This window comes from Paraglaciecola sp. MB-3u-78, from assembly GCF_002835935.1.
In the GTDB taxonomy this organism is placed as follows: Bacteria; Pseudomonadota; Gammaproteobacteria; order Enterobacterales; family Alteromonadaceae; genus Paraglaciecola.
In genome coordinates, this window is record NZ_PJCF01000006.1 from 568,867 (window position 1) to 584,401 (window position 15,535).

16 protein-coding genes are annotated in these 15,535 nt (G+C 42.6%); 10 read left to right on the forward strand and 6 right to left on the reverse strand.

Annotated elements, in window-relative coordinates:
• Positions 1-124: 124 nt before the first annotated feature.
• Both hutG and hutI read right to left on the reverse strand, forming a co-directional pair.
• Positions 125-1,075 carry a formimidoylglutamase gene (hutG, locus tag CXF95_RS16940; RefSeq protein WP_101200101.1) on the reverse strand — a complete coding sequence of 317 codons (951 nt, stop codon included), beginning with the start codon at positions 1,073-1,075 and terminating at the stop codon, positions 125-127.
• A 5-nt stretch (positions 1,076-1,080) separates the two neighbouring features.
• Positions 1,081-2,292, reverse strand: coding sequence for an imidazolonepropionase (gene hutI, locus CXF95_RS16945; protein WP_101199772.1), 1,212 nt, complete (start codon positions 2,290-2,292; stop codon positions 1,081-1,083).
• A 110-nt stretch (positions 2,293-2,402) separates the two neighbouring features.
• Between hutI and hutC the strand changes: the two genes are divergently transcribed.
• The 3 genes from hutC to hutH are packed head-to-tail and all read left to right on the forward strand — an operon-like array spanning position 2,403 to position 6,343.
• Positions 2,403-3,134, forward strand: coding sequence for a histidine utilization repressor (hutC, locus tag CXF95_RS16950; protein WP_198556612.1), 732 nt, complete (start codon positions 2,403-2,405; stop codon positions 3,132-3,134).
• A gap of 9 nt (positions 3,135-3,143) precedes the next feature.
• The gene (gene hutU, locus CXF95_RS16955; RefSeq protein ID WP_101199773.1) at positions 3,144-4,823 is read left to right on the forward strand and encodes a urocanate hydratase; all 1,680 of its coding nucleotides are present in this window, start codon (positions 3,144-3,146) and stop codon (positions 4,821-4,823) included.
• Positions 4,823-6,343 (forward strand): histidine ammonia-lyase, encoded by a 1,521-nt coding sequence (gene hutH, locus CXF95_RS16960; RefSeq protein ID WP_101199774.1) that lies wholly within the window; start codon positions 4,823-4,825, stop codon positions 6,341-6,343. Before hutU ends, hutH begins: the two co-directional genes overlap by 1 nt.
• A gap of 544 nt (positions 6,344-6,887) precedes the next feature.
• Here hutH and CXF95_RS16965 read toward each other — a convergent pair.
• Positions 6,888-7,340, reverse strand: a complete 453-nt coding sequence (locus tag CXF95_RS16965) for a phage integrase N-terminal SAM-like domain-containing protein (protein ID WP_101199775.1) — start codon at positions 7,338-7,340, stop codon at positions 6,888-6,890.
• 71 nt (positions 7,341-7,411) lie between these two features.
• On the reverse strand, positions 7,412-8,368 hold the full coding sequence (locus tag CXF95_RS16970) for an IS1595 family transposase (RefSeq protein WP_198556578.1): 957 nt from the start codon (positions 8,366-8,368) through the stop codon (positions 7,412-7,414).
• A gap of 373 nt (positions 8,369-8,741) precedes the next feature.
• Between CXF95_RS16970 and CXF95_RS16975 the strand changes: the two genes are divergently transcribed.
• Positions 8,742-9,032, forward strand: coding sequence for a hypothetical protein (locus CXF95_RS16975; protein ID WP_101199776.1), 291 nt, complete (start codon positions 8,742-8,744; stop codon positions 9,030-9,032).
• A gap of 283 nt (positions 9,033-9,315) precedes the next feature.
• On the opposite strand, the gene CXF95_RS16980 is transcribed toward CXF95_RS16975, so the two are convergent.
• Positions 9,316-10,401: an IS91 family transposase gene (locus CXF95_RS16980; RefSeq protein WP_232787929.1), complete on the reverse strand. Its 1,086-nt coding sequence runs from the start codon at positions 10,399-10,401 to the stop codon at positions 9,316-9,318.
• A complete protein-coding gene (locus tag CXF95_RS16985) occupies positions 10,394-11,317 on the reverse strand; it encodes a site-specific integrase (RefSeq protein WP_101199778.1) in 924 nt (307 codons plus the stop codon). Before CXF95_RS16985 ends, CXF95_RS16980 begins: the two co-directional genes overlap by 8 nt.
• Positions 11,318-12,329: 1,012 nt before the next feature.
• Between CXF95_RS16985 and CXF95_RS16990 the strand changes: the two genes are divergently transcribed.
• The 6 genes from CXF95_RS16990 to CXF95_RS17015 all read left to right on the forward strand — a co-directional run bounded on the left by CXF95_RS16990 (position 12,330) and on the right by CXF95_RS17015 (position 15,507).
• Positions 12,330-12,638, forward strand: coding sequence for a hypothetical protein (locus tag CXF95_RS16990; RefSeq protein WP_101199779.1), 309 nt, complete (start codon positions 12,330-12,332; stop codon positions 12,636-12,638).
• 431 nt (positions 12,639-13,069) lie between these two features.
• Positions 13,070-13,435 (forward strand): hypothetical protein, encoded by a 366-nt coding sequence (locus tag CXF95_RS16995; protein ID WP_101199780.1) that lies wholly within the window; start codon positions 13,070-13,072, stop codon positions 13,433-13,435.
• A gap of 85 nt (positions 13,436-13,520) precedes the next feature.
• Positions 13,521-13,892, forward strand: a complete 372-nt coding sequence (locus CXF95_RS17000) for a hypothetical protein (RefSeq protein ID WP_101199781.1) — start codon at positions 13,521-13,523, stop codon at positions 13,890-13,892.
• A 408-nt stretch (positions 13,893-14,300) separates the two neighbouring features.
• Positions 14,301-14,681 (forward strand): hypothetical protein, encoded by a 381-nt coding sequence (locus CXF95_RS17005; protein WP_101199782.1) that lies wholly within the window; start codon positions 14,301-14,303, stop codon positions 14,679-14,681.
• Between the two features lie 86 nt (positions 14,682-14,767).
• Positions 14,768-15,076: a hypothetical protein gene (locus CXF95_RS17010; protein ID WP_101199779.1), complete on the forward strand. Its 309-nt coding sequence runs from the start codon at positions 14,768-14,770 to the stop codon at positions 15,074-15,076.
• Between the two features lie 119 nt (positions 15,077-15,195).
• On the forward strand, positions 15,196-15,507 hold the full coding sequence (locus CXF95_RS17015; protein ID WP_101199783.1) for a hypothetical protein: 312 nt from the start codon (positions 15,196-15,198) through the stop codon (positions 15,505-15,507).
• Positions 15,508-15,535 lie beyond the last annotated feature (28 nt).

Sequence of the window (15,535 nt, forward strand, 5' to 3'; positions counted from 1 at the left end):
CAGCTATGAATATAGGGTGCGGAAAGACAATTTACAAATTTCTGTTGGTCAGTCTATATATTTTATATTTAGTAAGATTCTGGATTGCCTAGCAATTATCGTTACCTATTCGGGCTGTTATTCATCATAACTTAGCAAATTTAGCATTAACCGCCTCGTATATCAGTCTAGCTGCCAACTTGGCTGTTCTATTGTCGATGTCATAATTGGGATTCATTTCGGCAATATCAGTAAGTTGCCAGTTGTAGTGAAATGCAGATTGTGACTGAGCAATCCAGTGCAGCATGTTGATCACAAATTCTACTGGAATACCTAAAGCACTAGGTGCACTTACACCAGGCGCAACACTTGCTGGGAATGCATCAAGGCAAACAGTGACATACAGTTCATCTATTTCAGTTAACATCGATTCAAGTAATTGTTTGGCGGCGTTAAGATTGCAATCAATATCCAGCAGATACCGTGTTTGAGTTTGTTTGGCATAGGCAAAAAGTGCCGAGGTATTTGATGATTCAGCCACACCTAAGCAGGTATAATGAAAAGGCAGATTTTGGGCTTGGCAATATTCAGAAACTTGCCTGAAGGGTGTGCCTGAGCTGGTAATTTGAGCAGGGTTACGTAGGTCAAAGTGGGCATCAAAATTAATGATGCCCACTTTGTTGTTGTTAGCAGCAAGATGCTGAACCAAACCTTGGTAACTACCCCAAGCAATTTCGTGTCCGCCACCTAAGCCAATCACAAAAGAATTTTCACCTAGGCTCTTTGCGATTTGCTGGGCATATTGAGTTTGGGCATCGGCCAAATGGGTTGCAGCAACGATATTGCCAACATCCGATAAACCACAATCTGCATGCCAGGCTAAGTTAGCTAGTGCATTACGTATGACATTTGGACCTTTGGCTGCTCCAACCCTGCCTTTATTAGCGGCCACACCTAAATCACATTCAAAACCAAGCAGACTGCAACTATTGGTTCGTTGATGGTTATCCATCACTTGATGCCATCGCAGTCCGTTTTGACCCTCTTCAGTATCTTCACGGCCTTGCCAGTGATAGGTTTTATCTAGGGTAGTCACAATGCTTAGCACTCCCTTCCAGCGAACCACTTAGCCGATGGCCTATGCTGGTTAATACCATAAACCAGCTCTGCCGGGTGTTCGATATCCCACAGGCATAAGTCTGCATCCATCCCGGTTTTAATTTGGCCTTTGTTTGCAAGATCTAGTGCTTTGGCAGCATGCAGGGTGACACCTTGAAGTACTTCTTCTGGTGTCAAACCAAACAACACACTCGCCATATTCATTATGGTTAAAATGGATGCAATAGGTGAACTACCAGGGTTTAAATCGGTGGCTATGGCAATAGGCACATTGCTGGCTCTGAGTTCGGCTACAGGGGGTTTTTGGGTTTCACTCAGATAATAAAATGCGCCGGGTAATAACACAGCAACAGTACCTGATTGTTTTAATGCAGGGATATCTTGCGGGTCTAAATATTCAATATGATCGACAGAAATGGCACCAAACTCAGCGGCAAGTTTGGCACCCTTTAAATCAGATAGTTGTTCAACATGGGCCTTCACATTGAGTTTGTGGATTTTAGCGGCTGCAAAAATCTTGCGGCATTGCACAGGTGAGAAACCAATGCTTTCACAAAATACATCGACACAGTCTGCCAATTGTTGTTGAGCGACAACAGGTATCACCTGATCGCAAATAAATTGCACATAGTCATCTGGGTTGGAACGATATTCTTTAGGAACAGTGTGAGCACCAAGATAAGTGGGAATAATATTTACAGGTAAATGTTCAGAAATTTGTTTGGCAACTTTGAGCATTTTTAACTCTGTATCCAGATCCAAACCGTAACCCGACTTCACTTCAATGCAGGTTACACCTTCTTCAGCTAATCTCGCAGCGCGTTTAATGGCACTGGTGAGTAGGGTTAGTTCAGATGCTTCTCTGGTGGCATTCACCGTACCTTGAATACCTCCACCTTGTTGGGCTATTTCAGTGTAGGTTTTACCTTGTAGGCGTTGTTCAAACTCATTGGCTCTATTGCCGCCATAAACAAGATGGGTGTGGCAGTCGATAAACCCAGGTAGTAACCATTTGTTTTCGCCATCGACTCTTTTACTAGTCTGATAGGACGTGTCAGTACTATCGAATATGGCGAGCACTTTGCCGTCTTTTATGGCAACACAAGATTGACTAAGTATGCCGTAAGCTTTGCCGTTTTTTTGCATCGAAGCAATACGCACATTGTCTATTACTACATCACACTGCTTAGTCATGGCTTATACCCTTTAGTTTATATACGTATGAGTCTACTTGTACATACTTGTATATACAAGTATGTACAAGTGTATTAATATCACTTTATTCTTACATGCTGGATGGGTTGATGATGAATAATACACCTTCGGTGCAAGCCAGATTTGTACAAATTAAGTCTGCATTATTAGACAAAATTGAACGTGGCGACATGCGCCCAGGTGACAAAGTGTTGTCAGAAAATAAGCTGGCAGCTAGTTTTGGTGTGAGTCGTATGACTGCTCGCCGTGCTTTATCTGAATTGGTAGTGGAGGGTATTTTGGCCCGGTCTCAAGGTGTAGGTACCTTTGTTTCTGACAGCAGACCCATGAGTTCGATTCTTGAAATACGCAGCATAGACGACGAGATCATGCAGCGCGGACATCGTTATTCAAACAAAGTGTTAGGTGTGGACACAATACATGCATCTGAACGACAAAGTGTTTGGTTGGGAGTTTCGGCTAATAGTTTAGTTTTTCATACTAAGGTTGTGCATATGGAAAACGATCTAGTCATTCAATTAGAGGACAGATTAGTTAATCCTACCTTAGCTCCTCAATATATTGAACAAGACTTTATACACACTACAGCGAATCATTATTTGAGTAAAGTAGCGCCTCTGACTCAGGCCGACCATTCTGTTGAAGCTATATCCTCCAATAAAGAATTAGCCGATATATTGGATATTGATATCACCCAGCCTTGTTTGAAAATAAGTCGTCGCACTTATTCAAGTAAAGGCATTGTCAGTTATGCCCGTTTATATCATCCAGGTAACCGCTATCGAATTGGCGGTCACCTTGATTTTCACCCTTCAAATTAGGACATTTTTATGAATCGTTTTGATCCCAGTCGCACTATCCGCGCACCTAGAGGCAATCAACTCAACGCTAAGAGCTGGCAGACAGAAGCGCCCCTTAGAATGTTGATGAATAACCTTGACCCTGAAGTGGCTGAACATCCCCATAGTTTAGTGGTTTATGGTGGCATTGGGCGCGCTGCTAGAGATTGGCCAAGTTATGACAAAATTGTTGAAGTTCTGAAACGCCTTAATACTGATGAAACTTTGCTGATCCAAAGTGGCAAACCCGTAGGAGTGTTTCCTACTCACGAAAATGCACCGCGGGTCATTATTGCTAACTCAAACCTGGTGCCACACTGGGCAAACTGGGAGCATTTTAATGAGTTAGATAAACAAGGCCTAATGATGTATGGCCAAATGACAGCGGGATCTTGGATATACATCGGCTCACAGGGCATTGTTCAGGGCACTTATGAAACCTTTGCCAGTGTGGCAAAACAACATTTTAATGGTGAAGCCAAAGGCCGCTGGATTTTAACCGGTGGTTTGGGCGGTATGGGGGGCGCGCAACCACTTGCGGCCACTATGGCTGGTTTTTCCATGTTAGCCATTGAAGTGGACGAAAGTCGCATCGATTTTCGGATCAAAACTGGGTACTTAGATAAAAAAGCCCAAGATCTAGACCATGCTATTGAGTTATTAAATCAAGCTAAATTGGCGGGAGAGCCTGTTTCAATTGGGTTGTTGGCGAATGCTGCAGACGTTTTCCCCGAATTAGTAACACGAAATATCACCCCAGATGTAGTGACTGACCAAACCAGCGCTCATGATCCATTAAATGGATACTTACCTAAAGGGTGGAGTTTGGAGCAGGCGATAAACATGCGTCAATCCGACGAAAAAGCAGTCGTCAAAGCGGCCAAACAATCTATGGCCGTGCAGGTTAAAGCCATGTTAGACCTGCAAACCAATGGTGCGGTCACTCTGGATTACGGCAACAACATTAGACAAATGGCGTTAGAAGAAGGCGTCAAAAACGCCTTTGATTTCCCAGGTTTTGTACCAGCCTACATCAGGCCCTTATTCTGCCAAGGCATAGGCCCATTTCGTTGGGTGGCATTATCCGGCGATCCAGAGGATATCTATAAAACCGATGCAAAAGTAAAAGAATTAATTCCAGATAATGCACACTTACATCAATGGTTAGATATGGCCAAAGAGCGCATTCAATTCCAAGGTTTACCGGCACGTATTTGTTGGGTGGGTTTAGGTGAAAGACAAAAACTGGGTCTGGCCTTTAATGAAATGGTCAGAACAGGTGAACTATCGGCACCCATAGTGATTGGTCGAGATCACCTAGATTCAGGATCAGTCGCTTCGCCTAACCGTGAAACAGAAAACATGTTAGATGGCTCAGACGCGGTATCAGATTGGCCGATACTGAATGCGCTGCTGAACACCGCTGGTGGCGCAACATGGGTAAGTTTGCATCATGGAGGCGGCGTAGGCATGGGGTTCAGTCAACATTCTGGTGTGGTTATTCTGTGTGATGGCACTGAAGATGCTGACAAACGTATCGCCAGAGTGTTACATAATGACCCCGCCACAGGCGTGATGCGTCATGCCGACGCAGGTTATGAAGTAGCGAAATCATGTGCCAGAAAGCACAATTTAGACCTACCCATGTTAGACAATGAGGAAGATAAGTAATGGAACGCATTGTAATTCAACCGGGGCAACTCACCTTATCGCAATTAAGAGACGTGCATCGTCAGCATATCCCTATTTCTTTATCACCTGATGCTCATGAGGCTATTCATAAAGCGGAACAGGTGGTGTTGGATGTGATTGCACAAGACAGAACTGTGTATGGGATCAATACTGGTTTTGGTCTATTAGCTAACACCAAAATTGATGTGTCGGAGTTAGAGCTTTTGCAACGCAGCATAGTGTTGTCACATGCTGCTGGTATTGGCAATTTTATGTCTGAAGATGTTGTACGTTTGTTGTTATTACTTAAAATAAACTCGCTGTCACGTGGTTATTCCGGTATTCGCCTGCAAGTGATTGAAGCCCTGATTACCTTGTACAACAAAGAAATCTACCCTGCCATTCCAGAAAAAGGTTCGGTGGGTGCTTCGGGAGATCTAGCGCCACTGGCCCACATGAGTGTAGTGTTGTTAGGAGAAGGCGAAGTTATCTATCAAGGCACGCGAATTTCAGCAGAACACGCCTTAAAAATAGCGGGACTTGAGAAAATTGCACTCGCACCTAAGGAAGGATTGGCCCTACTCAATGGGACTCAGGCGTCTACAGCTTTTTCCCTAAGAGGTCTGTTTTGTGCCGAAAATGCATTAAATTCTAGTATCGCCATTGGGTCATTAAGTGTCGAGGCTGCACTGGGTTCGAGGGTGCCTTTTGATGAACGTATTCATGAGGTGCGTGGCCATCAGGCACAAACTGATGTGGCGGCGGCTTACCGAGGTTTATTAAAAGAATCCTCTATTGGTCATTCCCACGGCGGCTGTGAAAAGGTCCAAGATCCTTATTCACTGCGTTGCCAACCCCAAGTGATGGGCGCTTGTTTGCAACAAATGCGCTTTGCGGCACAGACGCTTGTAGTAGAAGCCAATGGCGTATCAGACAACCCATTAGTGTTTGCTGATAGTGGCGATATTCTTTCTGGAGGTAATTTTCACGCTGAAATAATTGCTATGACCTCAGACATGTTAGCCATAGCCTTATCTGAAATTGGTGCCTTGTCTGAAAGACGTATGGCTTTGTTAATTGACTCGCACCTAAGTGGTTTACCCCCCTTTTTAGTGGATAACGGTGGAGTGAATTCTGGGTTTATGATTGCACAAGTGACCAGTGCCGCTCTTGCAAGCGAAAATAAAACCCTAGCACACCCAGCATCAATAGATTCATTACCGACTTCGGCCAATCAAGAAGACCATGTGTCTATGGCCACCTTTGCAGGCAGACGATTATGGGATATTTTCGACAATGTAGCGGGTATTTTGGCCATCGAATGGCTGGCGGCTAGCCAAGGGTTAGACTTTAGATCACCACTTGAAACCAGCGACAAGCTCAAATCAGTTAAAGCCTTGCTACGTACCAAAGTATCCTTTTACGACAAAGACCGATACTTTTCACCGGATATTGAGAATGCCAAAAAGTTGATAGTGAATCGTAGTTTGTTGGATATTGTTGATATTGAACTGCTCTGATGTAAATAAATCTATGTCTCAGAATGCCAAAAGTTGGGTATTGACGCTTTGCCAAGGGGCCAGCACAAAAGTGCTTGAGCAAAACTTAGAGAGTAGTTGTCCCGAAGCGTTCTTAAGAGGCGAAATTGGACAATTCGTTGTACGTTAATAAAAAACAGATTGTCAGGAAATTTTTTTAAATTGATTACGGCCACTTGACCCTAAGTAACCTGAGTTCGGGATAAGCCATACCGTCCAGCACCACTATTATTGCGCCTATCTTCGTTGAACTTGCTCACAATAGCTTGCTATTCCTTCGCAAGCTCGCCTCGATAAACGCAATAATAGCAGCACTGGATGCGTCTAAAGCTTTAGTCAATCAATTATAACGATCTAACATACTGTTTTTATTACAATTACTATTAGGGGAGCGGCACGTCTTAACCCGAGCTCAGGTTAAGTAATCTATCGATAACAACCATTAATACGACATTTTACTTAGGCCACAGCCAGATAATCAGCTTTGGGCTCTTTAATTAAGTTTTGTTCGGGTAAATCAATGGGACTAATGGTTGCTAAAATCAATATCTTTTATGCGGATCCTCAATGCTTCATTAATCCGCAAGCCACAGCCATATAATATAGCGGTTACCAACCAATACTTACCTTTTAGGCAACTAAGCACCGCCTTGACCTCATCAGCGTTTAAAACAGTAGGCAAATTTTTAGGGGCTTTAGCATAGCGATATTTTAAATCTACTAGTTCTTGATTCAGTACACGCTTATACATAAAAACAATGGCGCATAAGGCAAGATTTTGTGTTGCCGCACTAACACCACGATTCACAGCAAGGTGATTTAGAAAACGCTCTATTTCAGCATTACCCATCACATTTGGATGTTTCAGGCTATTAAAACGAATAAAATACCGACACCAATACAGGTATGTTTTTTCTGTTTTAAGACTGTACTGAAGAGTGCGGATTTCTAAGCGGATCGACTCAATAAAAGCTGACATTAAAACATCTCAATTAACTGTATGTATGTAAGGGGTATCCTGTTAGCTCCACTACCCACTACATGTTGTGTTTAGCGCTTTTTGATATTTTCATAACTAACGGGCGGTGTAACCACCGCTTGTTCAAGCAATCTATAAAATAGTAAACCACGTGAATTAGATGCTCGACGATTAAAACGAAAGGCATATTCGTCGAGATAACTATCTAAATGTTCATGCCCTACTGAGCCTTGATGAGTTCCTAATATCCATCTTTTCAATAGTGAAGCGACTCTATGCACACCGACTAGCGTCTCATGAGCAGGCTCTTTAGACCCAAGTTGAACCAACTTATTACGCTCATAACCAAGCTCATAAATTCTATGATAGGCACTTGAACCATCTGTTTGGACGACTGAACCGGGCTCTATCGTTTCTTGTATAAACGAATGCAATTGAACTTGCGTTGCCGCTTCAATACGTTTTAACCTTATTCTGCCAAATCCCTTGGGCTTTTTAATTTCAACCGCTATCGCCACAATTGATTTCTTACTTTGGGCACAAGGAGCACGGGTTTTGGCTTTATCAGCGCCACCCACGTAGGTTTCATCTACTTCGACAATACCTGATAATTTTCCGCGACTGGGGTTGACCATCGCCCGCCGGTAACGATGTAACATTGTCCATGCAGTTTGATAACTACCTAACCCAAGTAACCTTTGCAGACCTAACGCACTCACTCCGTGCTTTTCATTAGTGATATACCAAGCTGCGGCAAACCAATTAGTTAAGGGAGTTCGGCTTTTTTCAAATAGTGTTCCTGCTGTCACCGTGCCTTGATATCGACATATAGAACACATCATTCGACCGCGAGTTAAGTGATAAGGTTTGGATAATTTGAGACAACGTGGGCATACAAAACCAGAGGGCCAACGTAAGTGCTCCAGAAACTGAAGGCATGCATTATCATCCGGAAACCATTGTAAAAACTGAGTCCAATTTCCGGGATAATCTCTACCTGATTTTAGTGAATTTGATGAAATAGCCACCACTACATATTGACATAGGTGGAGCTAAGTGGATACCCCTTATGTATGTACAGTTATAATAAATATTTGAAATATTGCCAATGTTTTATGGAGAACTCACGCAAAATGTGTAGCGCTTAATGTCATATTTCTCTTGTAGGTTATTGTTAAATATGAATTTAATGTGAAATCATATTTTTATGAAATTTCGTATTTAACCGGAATAGCGGTTTCCACTTGTCAGAAACATCCAGGAAATGACTTACATATGCGCTAAGACTATGAAAGGATGTGATATATTTTTACCTTGTCGGAAGTATTAAGTCAAATTGAATCCGGACTTAACACGAGTTCCGACTAATAAACTGTTATGTGAATTCAGCGGAGATTCGAAGTGAAAAGTAGAATCGAATTATTTCATGATTTTAATAAGCTCCTCGACGGAAAAGAGGAAGGGCAAGTATCTGCTCCACTGGTTTGTTACGGTACAGTTCAACAAATGGAGAAAGAGAATATTGTCTTGTCTGAAGGACAGATCGTAACGCTCATAGATCCAGATGACGTCGATGAGAATGGTAAACCTGATCGTCTTGAAGTGGAGGCACAAATCCGATTTGATCAAGAGCATAATTGCTGGGTGGGTGATTTCACGCGTGCAGAATTGAAATATAGGTCAGAGAAATAATGACTCACATAATAAACAAGGATAGGTCGCGAGCTTTTTCCGCGACTTAATCCTGTTGTTGGACAAGCCCGGTGTTGAAGGTGTCTGCTTATATAGTAGATATATCGAAGGACGGCTGAGGAGTAACGATTTGTTGTTGTAACATCTCTTTTTTATAGACGAGTTTGGCTAAGACCGCCATTATTACTACTTTAGCTGTCTGTTTTACTTACCTTTTTAGTTCTTTTTTTCTTGTCACCTCCTAGGTTGTTTTTAGTTGTTTGGGCGTGGGCGCATCCTGTGCCTAGGCGCAATCCATTGCTGCTTGAGTTCGTGGTATCAGTAGTATGGGTTTATTTCGTTTTAGCCATATCAGGTTCAGTTTTGTGCCACAGTCAGGGCAGCACATTGCTGCTTTATGCCGAGGCGTTGGTGGTGTGAGTATGACTTTCAACATCAGTTGAATACGCTGCAATGTGCGCTTGGCGTTGCCATGTAAGAAGCCATAATCTCTGGCTCGGCGAAAGCCTTTTGGCAACACATGTTGTATCACGCGCCATAAGAATTGAGTGGCAGTCTCGGTGATGTTTTTATATTGCCCTGTGGTGCTGTCTTTATAACGAAATGTGACCTGGCCATTCTGGCAGCGCAGTATGTTCTTCTCATTGATAACACCGCGATACAGATACCGAGCGAGGTAGGTCAATGCGCCATTTCCTTTACCGACATGCTCACAGTCAGCGTTCCATTCTTTGGGTGTATGAGGAGGTAAGCGATATGCCGCTTGATACATAGCTTGAATGAACTTGCCCCTAAATACCTTAGCCAGATTGTCAGCATTAAATAGGTAATGGCCAGTTTTTTGTCGCCATAATCCACTGCGTTTGTTTAGGCTGCCTGCTGGAACAATGAGGTGGATATGGGGATGGAAGTCCAAGTTGCGGGCATGGGTGTGTAACACCGCTGTCATTCCGGCTTTGCCATTAAGACGTTTGTCGCGCCCAAAGAATGATTGCAAGGTCGCTACAGCACAATCCAATAACGCCTTGTAAGCCCATTTTTGATGATGCCATATGAAGGGTCTTAACTGGCGAGGTACAGTGAAGGTGATGAGATAATACTCAACGGGTAATAACTTTTGCTGTTGCCTGTCTAGCCAGTCACTGTTAGCGAGGTGTTGGCAAGACGGACAAAAGCGGTGCCCGCAAGAAGGGTAATGCACATTATCATGCTGACAGTCTGGGCACTGGCTGTGTATTTCACCAGAACTGGGCGTGTGACAGGCCAATATCTTGTCAATGGCGCGGTGATGCACCGTGTGTATGAGATGAGCATAGGCGCTGATAAATTCACCATGATGCTCACGTAGGATATCTGCCAGCTTAATCATCACTGCTCTCCTCGTTATCGTCGACCCAATCAATCTCAACATCGCTGAGCATGTCATTGATCATCAATGCACTGTTTTGTATGACTTCCTCAGTCATTTTGGTGTATCTGGCAGTGGTGACTGGACTGGCATGGCCTAGATGAGTTTGAATAGCGCGTAAACTCACACCCCGCTCCAACAGGTGAGTGGCAAAGGAATGTCGCAGGGTATGAATGTGTACGTTTTTACTGATACCGCATTCTCGGGCGACCAACTTAATGGTTTTTTGCACCCCGCCTTTGTCCATTACCATCGTTTTTCCCTCACGTAGATAAGGCGCTTTCCCCCCGGGGAATATTAAACTGGGATGACGATGAGTCAGCCAATAGCGTCTAAGCGCCAACAAGGTCACTTGTGGCAACGGCACAAACCGGTCTTTTTTACTTTTAGTGAAACGTAAATGCACCCGCATCAAATGCCTGTCGATATCCGCCACGGTCAAATTCAGTGACTCGCTGAGCCGCAAACCCAAACTGTACGTCACCCAATAATAGGTTTGATAACGCAACTTTCGAGTGCAACTGATAATGGCCGCCACCTCAGACAGCGATAACACATCTTGCAATGGCTGCACCACAGGCGGCTTAACAATGGGTATCCAATCCCAGGGTTTATTCAGCACATGTCGGTAAAAGAACTGGATGGCGTTACGGGCAATCTTCACCGCACTCCATGATTTAGCCTGCACCAAGGACAAAAAGTAGGTTTTAAGTTGGGCTGCGGTTAATGTATCGGGGCAGGTATCAAAAAACACCGAGACTTGACGCAGGCAGCGGCTATACATGTCAACGGTTTTAGGACTTTTACCTTGCAAGGTCAGTTCATTTAGATATGCTTGGTAAACTTGATTAAAACGGGTTTGGTCGTTGATGTTCATTACAATACTCCTTAAGACACCTCCAATATTGAAGGGTATAAGTAGTACAGACGATCATTGCTTTTTCTGCCGCATAGCGGCTTCGTTCAACAAGCGGCTCAAACGGACAAATATTCGCTGTCACCTTTTATGCAAAGAAACGCATAAAAGCCGCCATCAAACATTTGCGCGGTTAGCCGGGCGTTAGAGCGTCAAGTTTAATCTTGATGCGTCTTGCAGGGTGCAAGTCCCTGTCGGGTAAGGCTTAACTAGTCACCCGTATCGAGTGTTGCGCCTGTGGCGGAAGGCGAGGAAAAGAAATATTATTTTCCTCTAAAGCCCGAACAAAACAGGTGAAGCGTACACAGAGAAATGTATAGGCCGTAGGGGTTTCGCAGACCCTGAGAACTGGCATAGCAGACAGCTTCGAAATAAAAATTGAGGTCGGTGAGGGGTTTAACGCCCACCGAAACCAACACAGAAGCATTCGTATTAGTGAGAATGTGGAGGGCCTCCGGAGTCAAAAGGTTGTGGCATGTACATAGAGATGTATTTGAGAACTTGAGAGATCCATTTATTCCCCTTATGACATTATTCTCAGAAACTGAAATGCTAGAGACACGAAGCGATGTGGAGACGGTTCTGCGCTGGTGTCTGAGAATAATTAATTCGCGTGAGGAAAGTTGTGAGACCCGTAACTGGGATAGCAACCGATGGTTAAATGGAAGTCGGATCAACCATAGTACTCTGAGGTTGGGAGAGCCAACTACACGGGGAAGGTCTTGACGGAAGTACGTAGCCTGCAAAGTTATTTCATGCCGACATTGAAGATCGGATATACATGAGCAAAACTCACTGCGGGGAACAGCCACTTGTAAATGCAATCCTGGAGGTGTTTTGTATCAGGGAGGTTTACACTGCGAGAGCGAGTATGACCGAGGAGCCGGATGCGGGAAAACCGCACGTCCGGATCTGTATGGGGGGCACTGGGAAACCGGTGTTCCTACCATGACTATTTCACGGAGGATTCGAGTTGAACAAAGAGGATGTCATATCAATTTTAAAATTAGCTCAGGATCAAAAACTTCCTGACAATATAAATTCGGATTCAGGATTAAACCTAGATTGTGTAAAAGGTTTAGTTGAAAGTGGTTATATTCAAGCTATCGATATTTCTTCTAAATCAGGTGTAGGTTTCATGGAACCTAAAATCACCCTTGCTGGTGTCGAGTATCTAGAGGCTAATTCAACCAAAGTTAAATGGTTTCATTCTTTCCCAAATCGTATCGCAGTAATCTCGCTAATCGTAGCTGTAATTGGTTTATGGTTTGCGGTAAAGTGAAATATAACAAGCTAATTAATAAGGACAAAAAACAGTTGGCTGTTTTCGTTCCTCAACATTTTAGCCAACAATTTTTTGCCCATTATTAGGGCGTTAGTAGCCCTATTAGTTTTCATCATGGTTACTTGCAAGTAGGTGCTCAAACCTGATAGTTTTTAGTTTCATACAGTCGGTAAGTTTGTCACACCATAACCAGGGAGTTGGTCATCACATGCACATCAAATCTTTTACCCAAATCACCGTTGGTAAATTCAGCATTCCACTTCAGCAAGTTATGGTGTAGCGTGTCAGTTATTCAAAATAATCAAGTGCTTGCGTGTATCGTGGGCACTAACAAGTTAAATCAACGGAAAATCCCTCGCAGGCCAAACAACGGCCAAAGCGCTCGGTCTTTCCGCTGTTTAAAGCGTTATAGCTCTTAAGGAACAACCGTGATAATCAGTGATGGATTACGCAAATTTATTAATAGGGCTATTGTAAAATCTAAGCGTGAACGCGTGGCTGGTTTTATCGCTAACTCAAAGAATCATAAAAAGTTTTTTCGTATTCTAGATCATGAACTTTTGGGTATTTTGGACAATTCAAACTTCAGAGAACCAATTGATGTAAATTCCTTAAATGAGCTTGGTTTCCTATATTGCTCAAACGGTGTTTCAAGCGAGATAGGCACTAGTATCACTGACCTTTATGGTAAGGCTCCATGGGAAGGTGGTTGGTTAATTGTTAATTTAGCAGGTAGTTTTGCTATATACCGTCCTGAAGGTAAAATCGATGATGAAGTGTTTATCGAGCTATAACAAAAACATCATGGTGGGAATTTTACTCGCTGGTAAAGCGCTCCTAAAATCCCCATATGTTAAGCGTTAACTGCCAACGAGAGTCATGGAAGAATTTAAGCCTAATCACATTCCGAAGAAGACGCGCATTTTTAACGTAATATGGGCGTTCGTCCTTATATTTCTGGCTATATATGGTTGGTTATCTGGCAGCTTTTATTTTCCTGGTCGGGCTGGTAGCAATGGTGTTACGTTCACCAGTTTAGGTTTGATTTTATTCATTTGCGCTTTGATCACCGCAGCAATAAATGCGCTTTTGGTAGTTGTAGACCACTACGATAAGCGTAACAATGAAACACAATATAAAATGTTTTCTCGGTATCTTAATATCTTTGGTGTCATTGTCATTATCAGCGCTTTTGGTTATCAATATGTTCATAGTCAAAAGCCAGCGGTAGTTATTAGCAATGGCAGTTAACAAAAACATCATGGTGGGAATTTTACTCGCTGAAAAAGCGCTCCTAAAATCCCCATATGTTAAGCGTTAGCATGCCAAAGCGGATTTTCAATTGGCTACCTAAAAGTGGTGTGCAAAGCGGTTAGCTTTTTAGTCCATCACAAACGGTAAAAAAGGTTCACGTAACTAGTAAGTTCTGGCAATATCAATCATCAATCACTGACAACAAAAGGCAACGGATAATGCAGCATTTAGTTTCACAATGGGACGTCACAGTTTGTTAGTTCGTCAATCAAATCAAGCAGCACCGTGTATCTCGGCTGCTAACAAAACAATCAACATCGTTCGCTTTGCTCACTGTGAAAAAAACTCGCTCTCGCTCTTTTTTTCACGTTATTGTAGGCGTTAGGCTTCTTTAGAGATTCTGAGATGTCAAAAACTAAGAAGAAAAATACTACTTGGGCTGCGCTAATAATATTTAGCTCAAAAATATGTTTTCTATGGAGCTTGATTTCAATATTTCAGTTTGTCCAGGGAGCCGATGAAAACATGGTAAAAGTGGGCCTGCTAATGTTATGTGGAGTTATCACTGCGATAGTGGGGTTTGCTATGGTTGGTGCTTCAAAAACCGCATGGTTACAGTTACCACATCAAACATTGGCAATACTAGGAGTCGGTTTGTTTGTATATGGTGGTATTGAAATATACGATGGCAATAGCAGCACTGCTTTATGGGTCTTAGTTTTACTTGGCCCCATTTTTACAATAAGTTGGATATATTGTTCAAAGCATAATGTTTACAAAGCCTAACAAGCCAAGTCAGCGGGAATTTTACTCGCTGAAAAACACTCATAAAATCCCCTGCTTGGGGCGTTATATTTCACGGAGGATTCGAGTTGAACAAAGAGGATGTCATATCAATTTTAAAATTAGCTCAGGATCAAAAACTTCCTGACAATATAAATTCGGATTCAGGATTAAACCTAGATTGTGTAAAAGGTTTAGTTGAAAGTGGTTATATTCAAGCTATCGATATTTCTTCTAAATCAGGTGTAGGTTTCATGGAACCTAAAATCACCCTTGCTGGTGTCGAGTATCTAGAGGCTAATTCAACCAAAGTTAAATGGTTTCATTCTTTCCCAAATCGTATCGCAGTAATCTCGCTAATCGTAGCTGTAATTGGTTTATGGTTTGCGGTAAAGTGAAATATAACAAGCTAATTAATAAGGACAAAAAACAGTTGGCTGTTTTCGTTCCTCAACATTTTAGCCAACAATTTTTTGCCCATTATTAGGGCGTTATGTGCCAAGGAGAGGTTCAAGTTTTGCGTAATTATCACATCGTCTTATTCTTTATCGCTTCTTTATTTGGATGTGAACAAAAAGCTGAATCAACTTCGGAGCAGATTGAGGCAAATATTGTTCAAACCTTGAAAGTTGGAGATGATGCTAAAGCTATTGAGAATTATCTTAACTCCCAAAATATCCCTTTCACTTATGACAAATACACCAATAGATTGCAGGGCATAATTCGAGATGAAGACTCAAGCTTTCATGCTATTACCATTTCAATTGTATTGGATAATCAACAGAGGTATGTCAACGTTGAAGTTAATGATAGTTACACTAGCTTGTAAGGCACATAACAAAAACATCATGGTGGGA

Bases quoted from the DNA above. Each gene is read 5' to 3' on its own strand.
- CXF95_RS17005 (WP_101199782.1), top strand. From the start codon at position 14,301: ATGTCAAAAACTAAGAAGAAAAATACTACTTGGGCTGCGCTAATAATA.
- CXF95_RS17000 (WP_101199781.1), top strand. From the start codon at position 13,521: ATGGAAGAATTTAAGCCTAATCACATTCCGAAGAAGACGCGCATTTTT.
- CXF95_RS16985 (WP_101199778.1), bottom strand. From the start codon at position 11,317: ATGAACATCAACGACCAAACCCGTTTTAATCAAGTTTACCAAGCATAT.
- hutH (WP_101199774.1), top strand. From the start codon at position 4,823: ATGGAACGCATTGTAATTCAACCGGGGCAACTCACCTTATCGCAATTA.
- CXF95_RS16965 (WP_101199775.1), bottom strand. From the start codon at position 7,340: ATGTCAGCTTTTATTGAGTCGATCCGCTTAGAAATCCGCACTCTTCAG.
- hutU (WP_101199773.1), top strand. From the start codon at position 3,144: ATGAATCGTTTTGATCCCAGTCGCACTATCCGCGCACCTAGAGGCAAT.
- hutC (WP_198556612.1), top strand. From the start codon at position 2,403: ATGATGAATAATACACCTTCGGTGCAAGCCAGATTTGTACAAATTAAG.
- CXF95_RS16980 (WP_232787929.1), bottom strand. From the start codon at position 10,401: ATGATTAAGCTGGCAGATATCCTACGTGAGCATCATGGTGAATTTATC.
- hutI (WP_101199772.1), bottom strand. From the start codon at position 2,292: ATGACTAAGCAGTGTGATGTAGTAATAGACAATGTGCGTATTGCTTCG.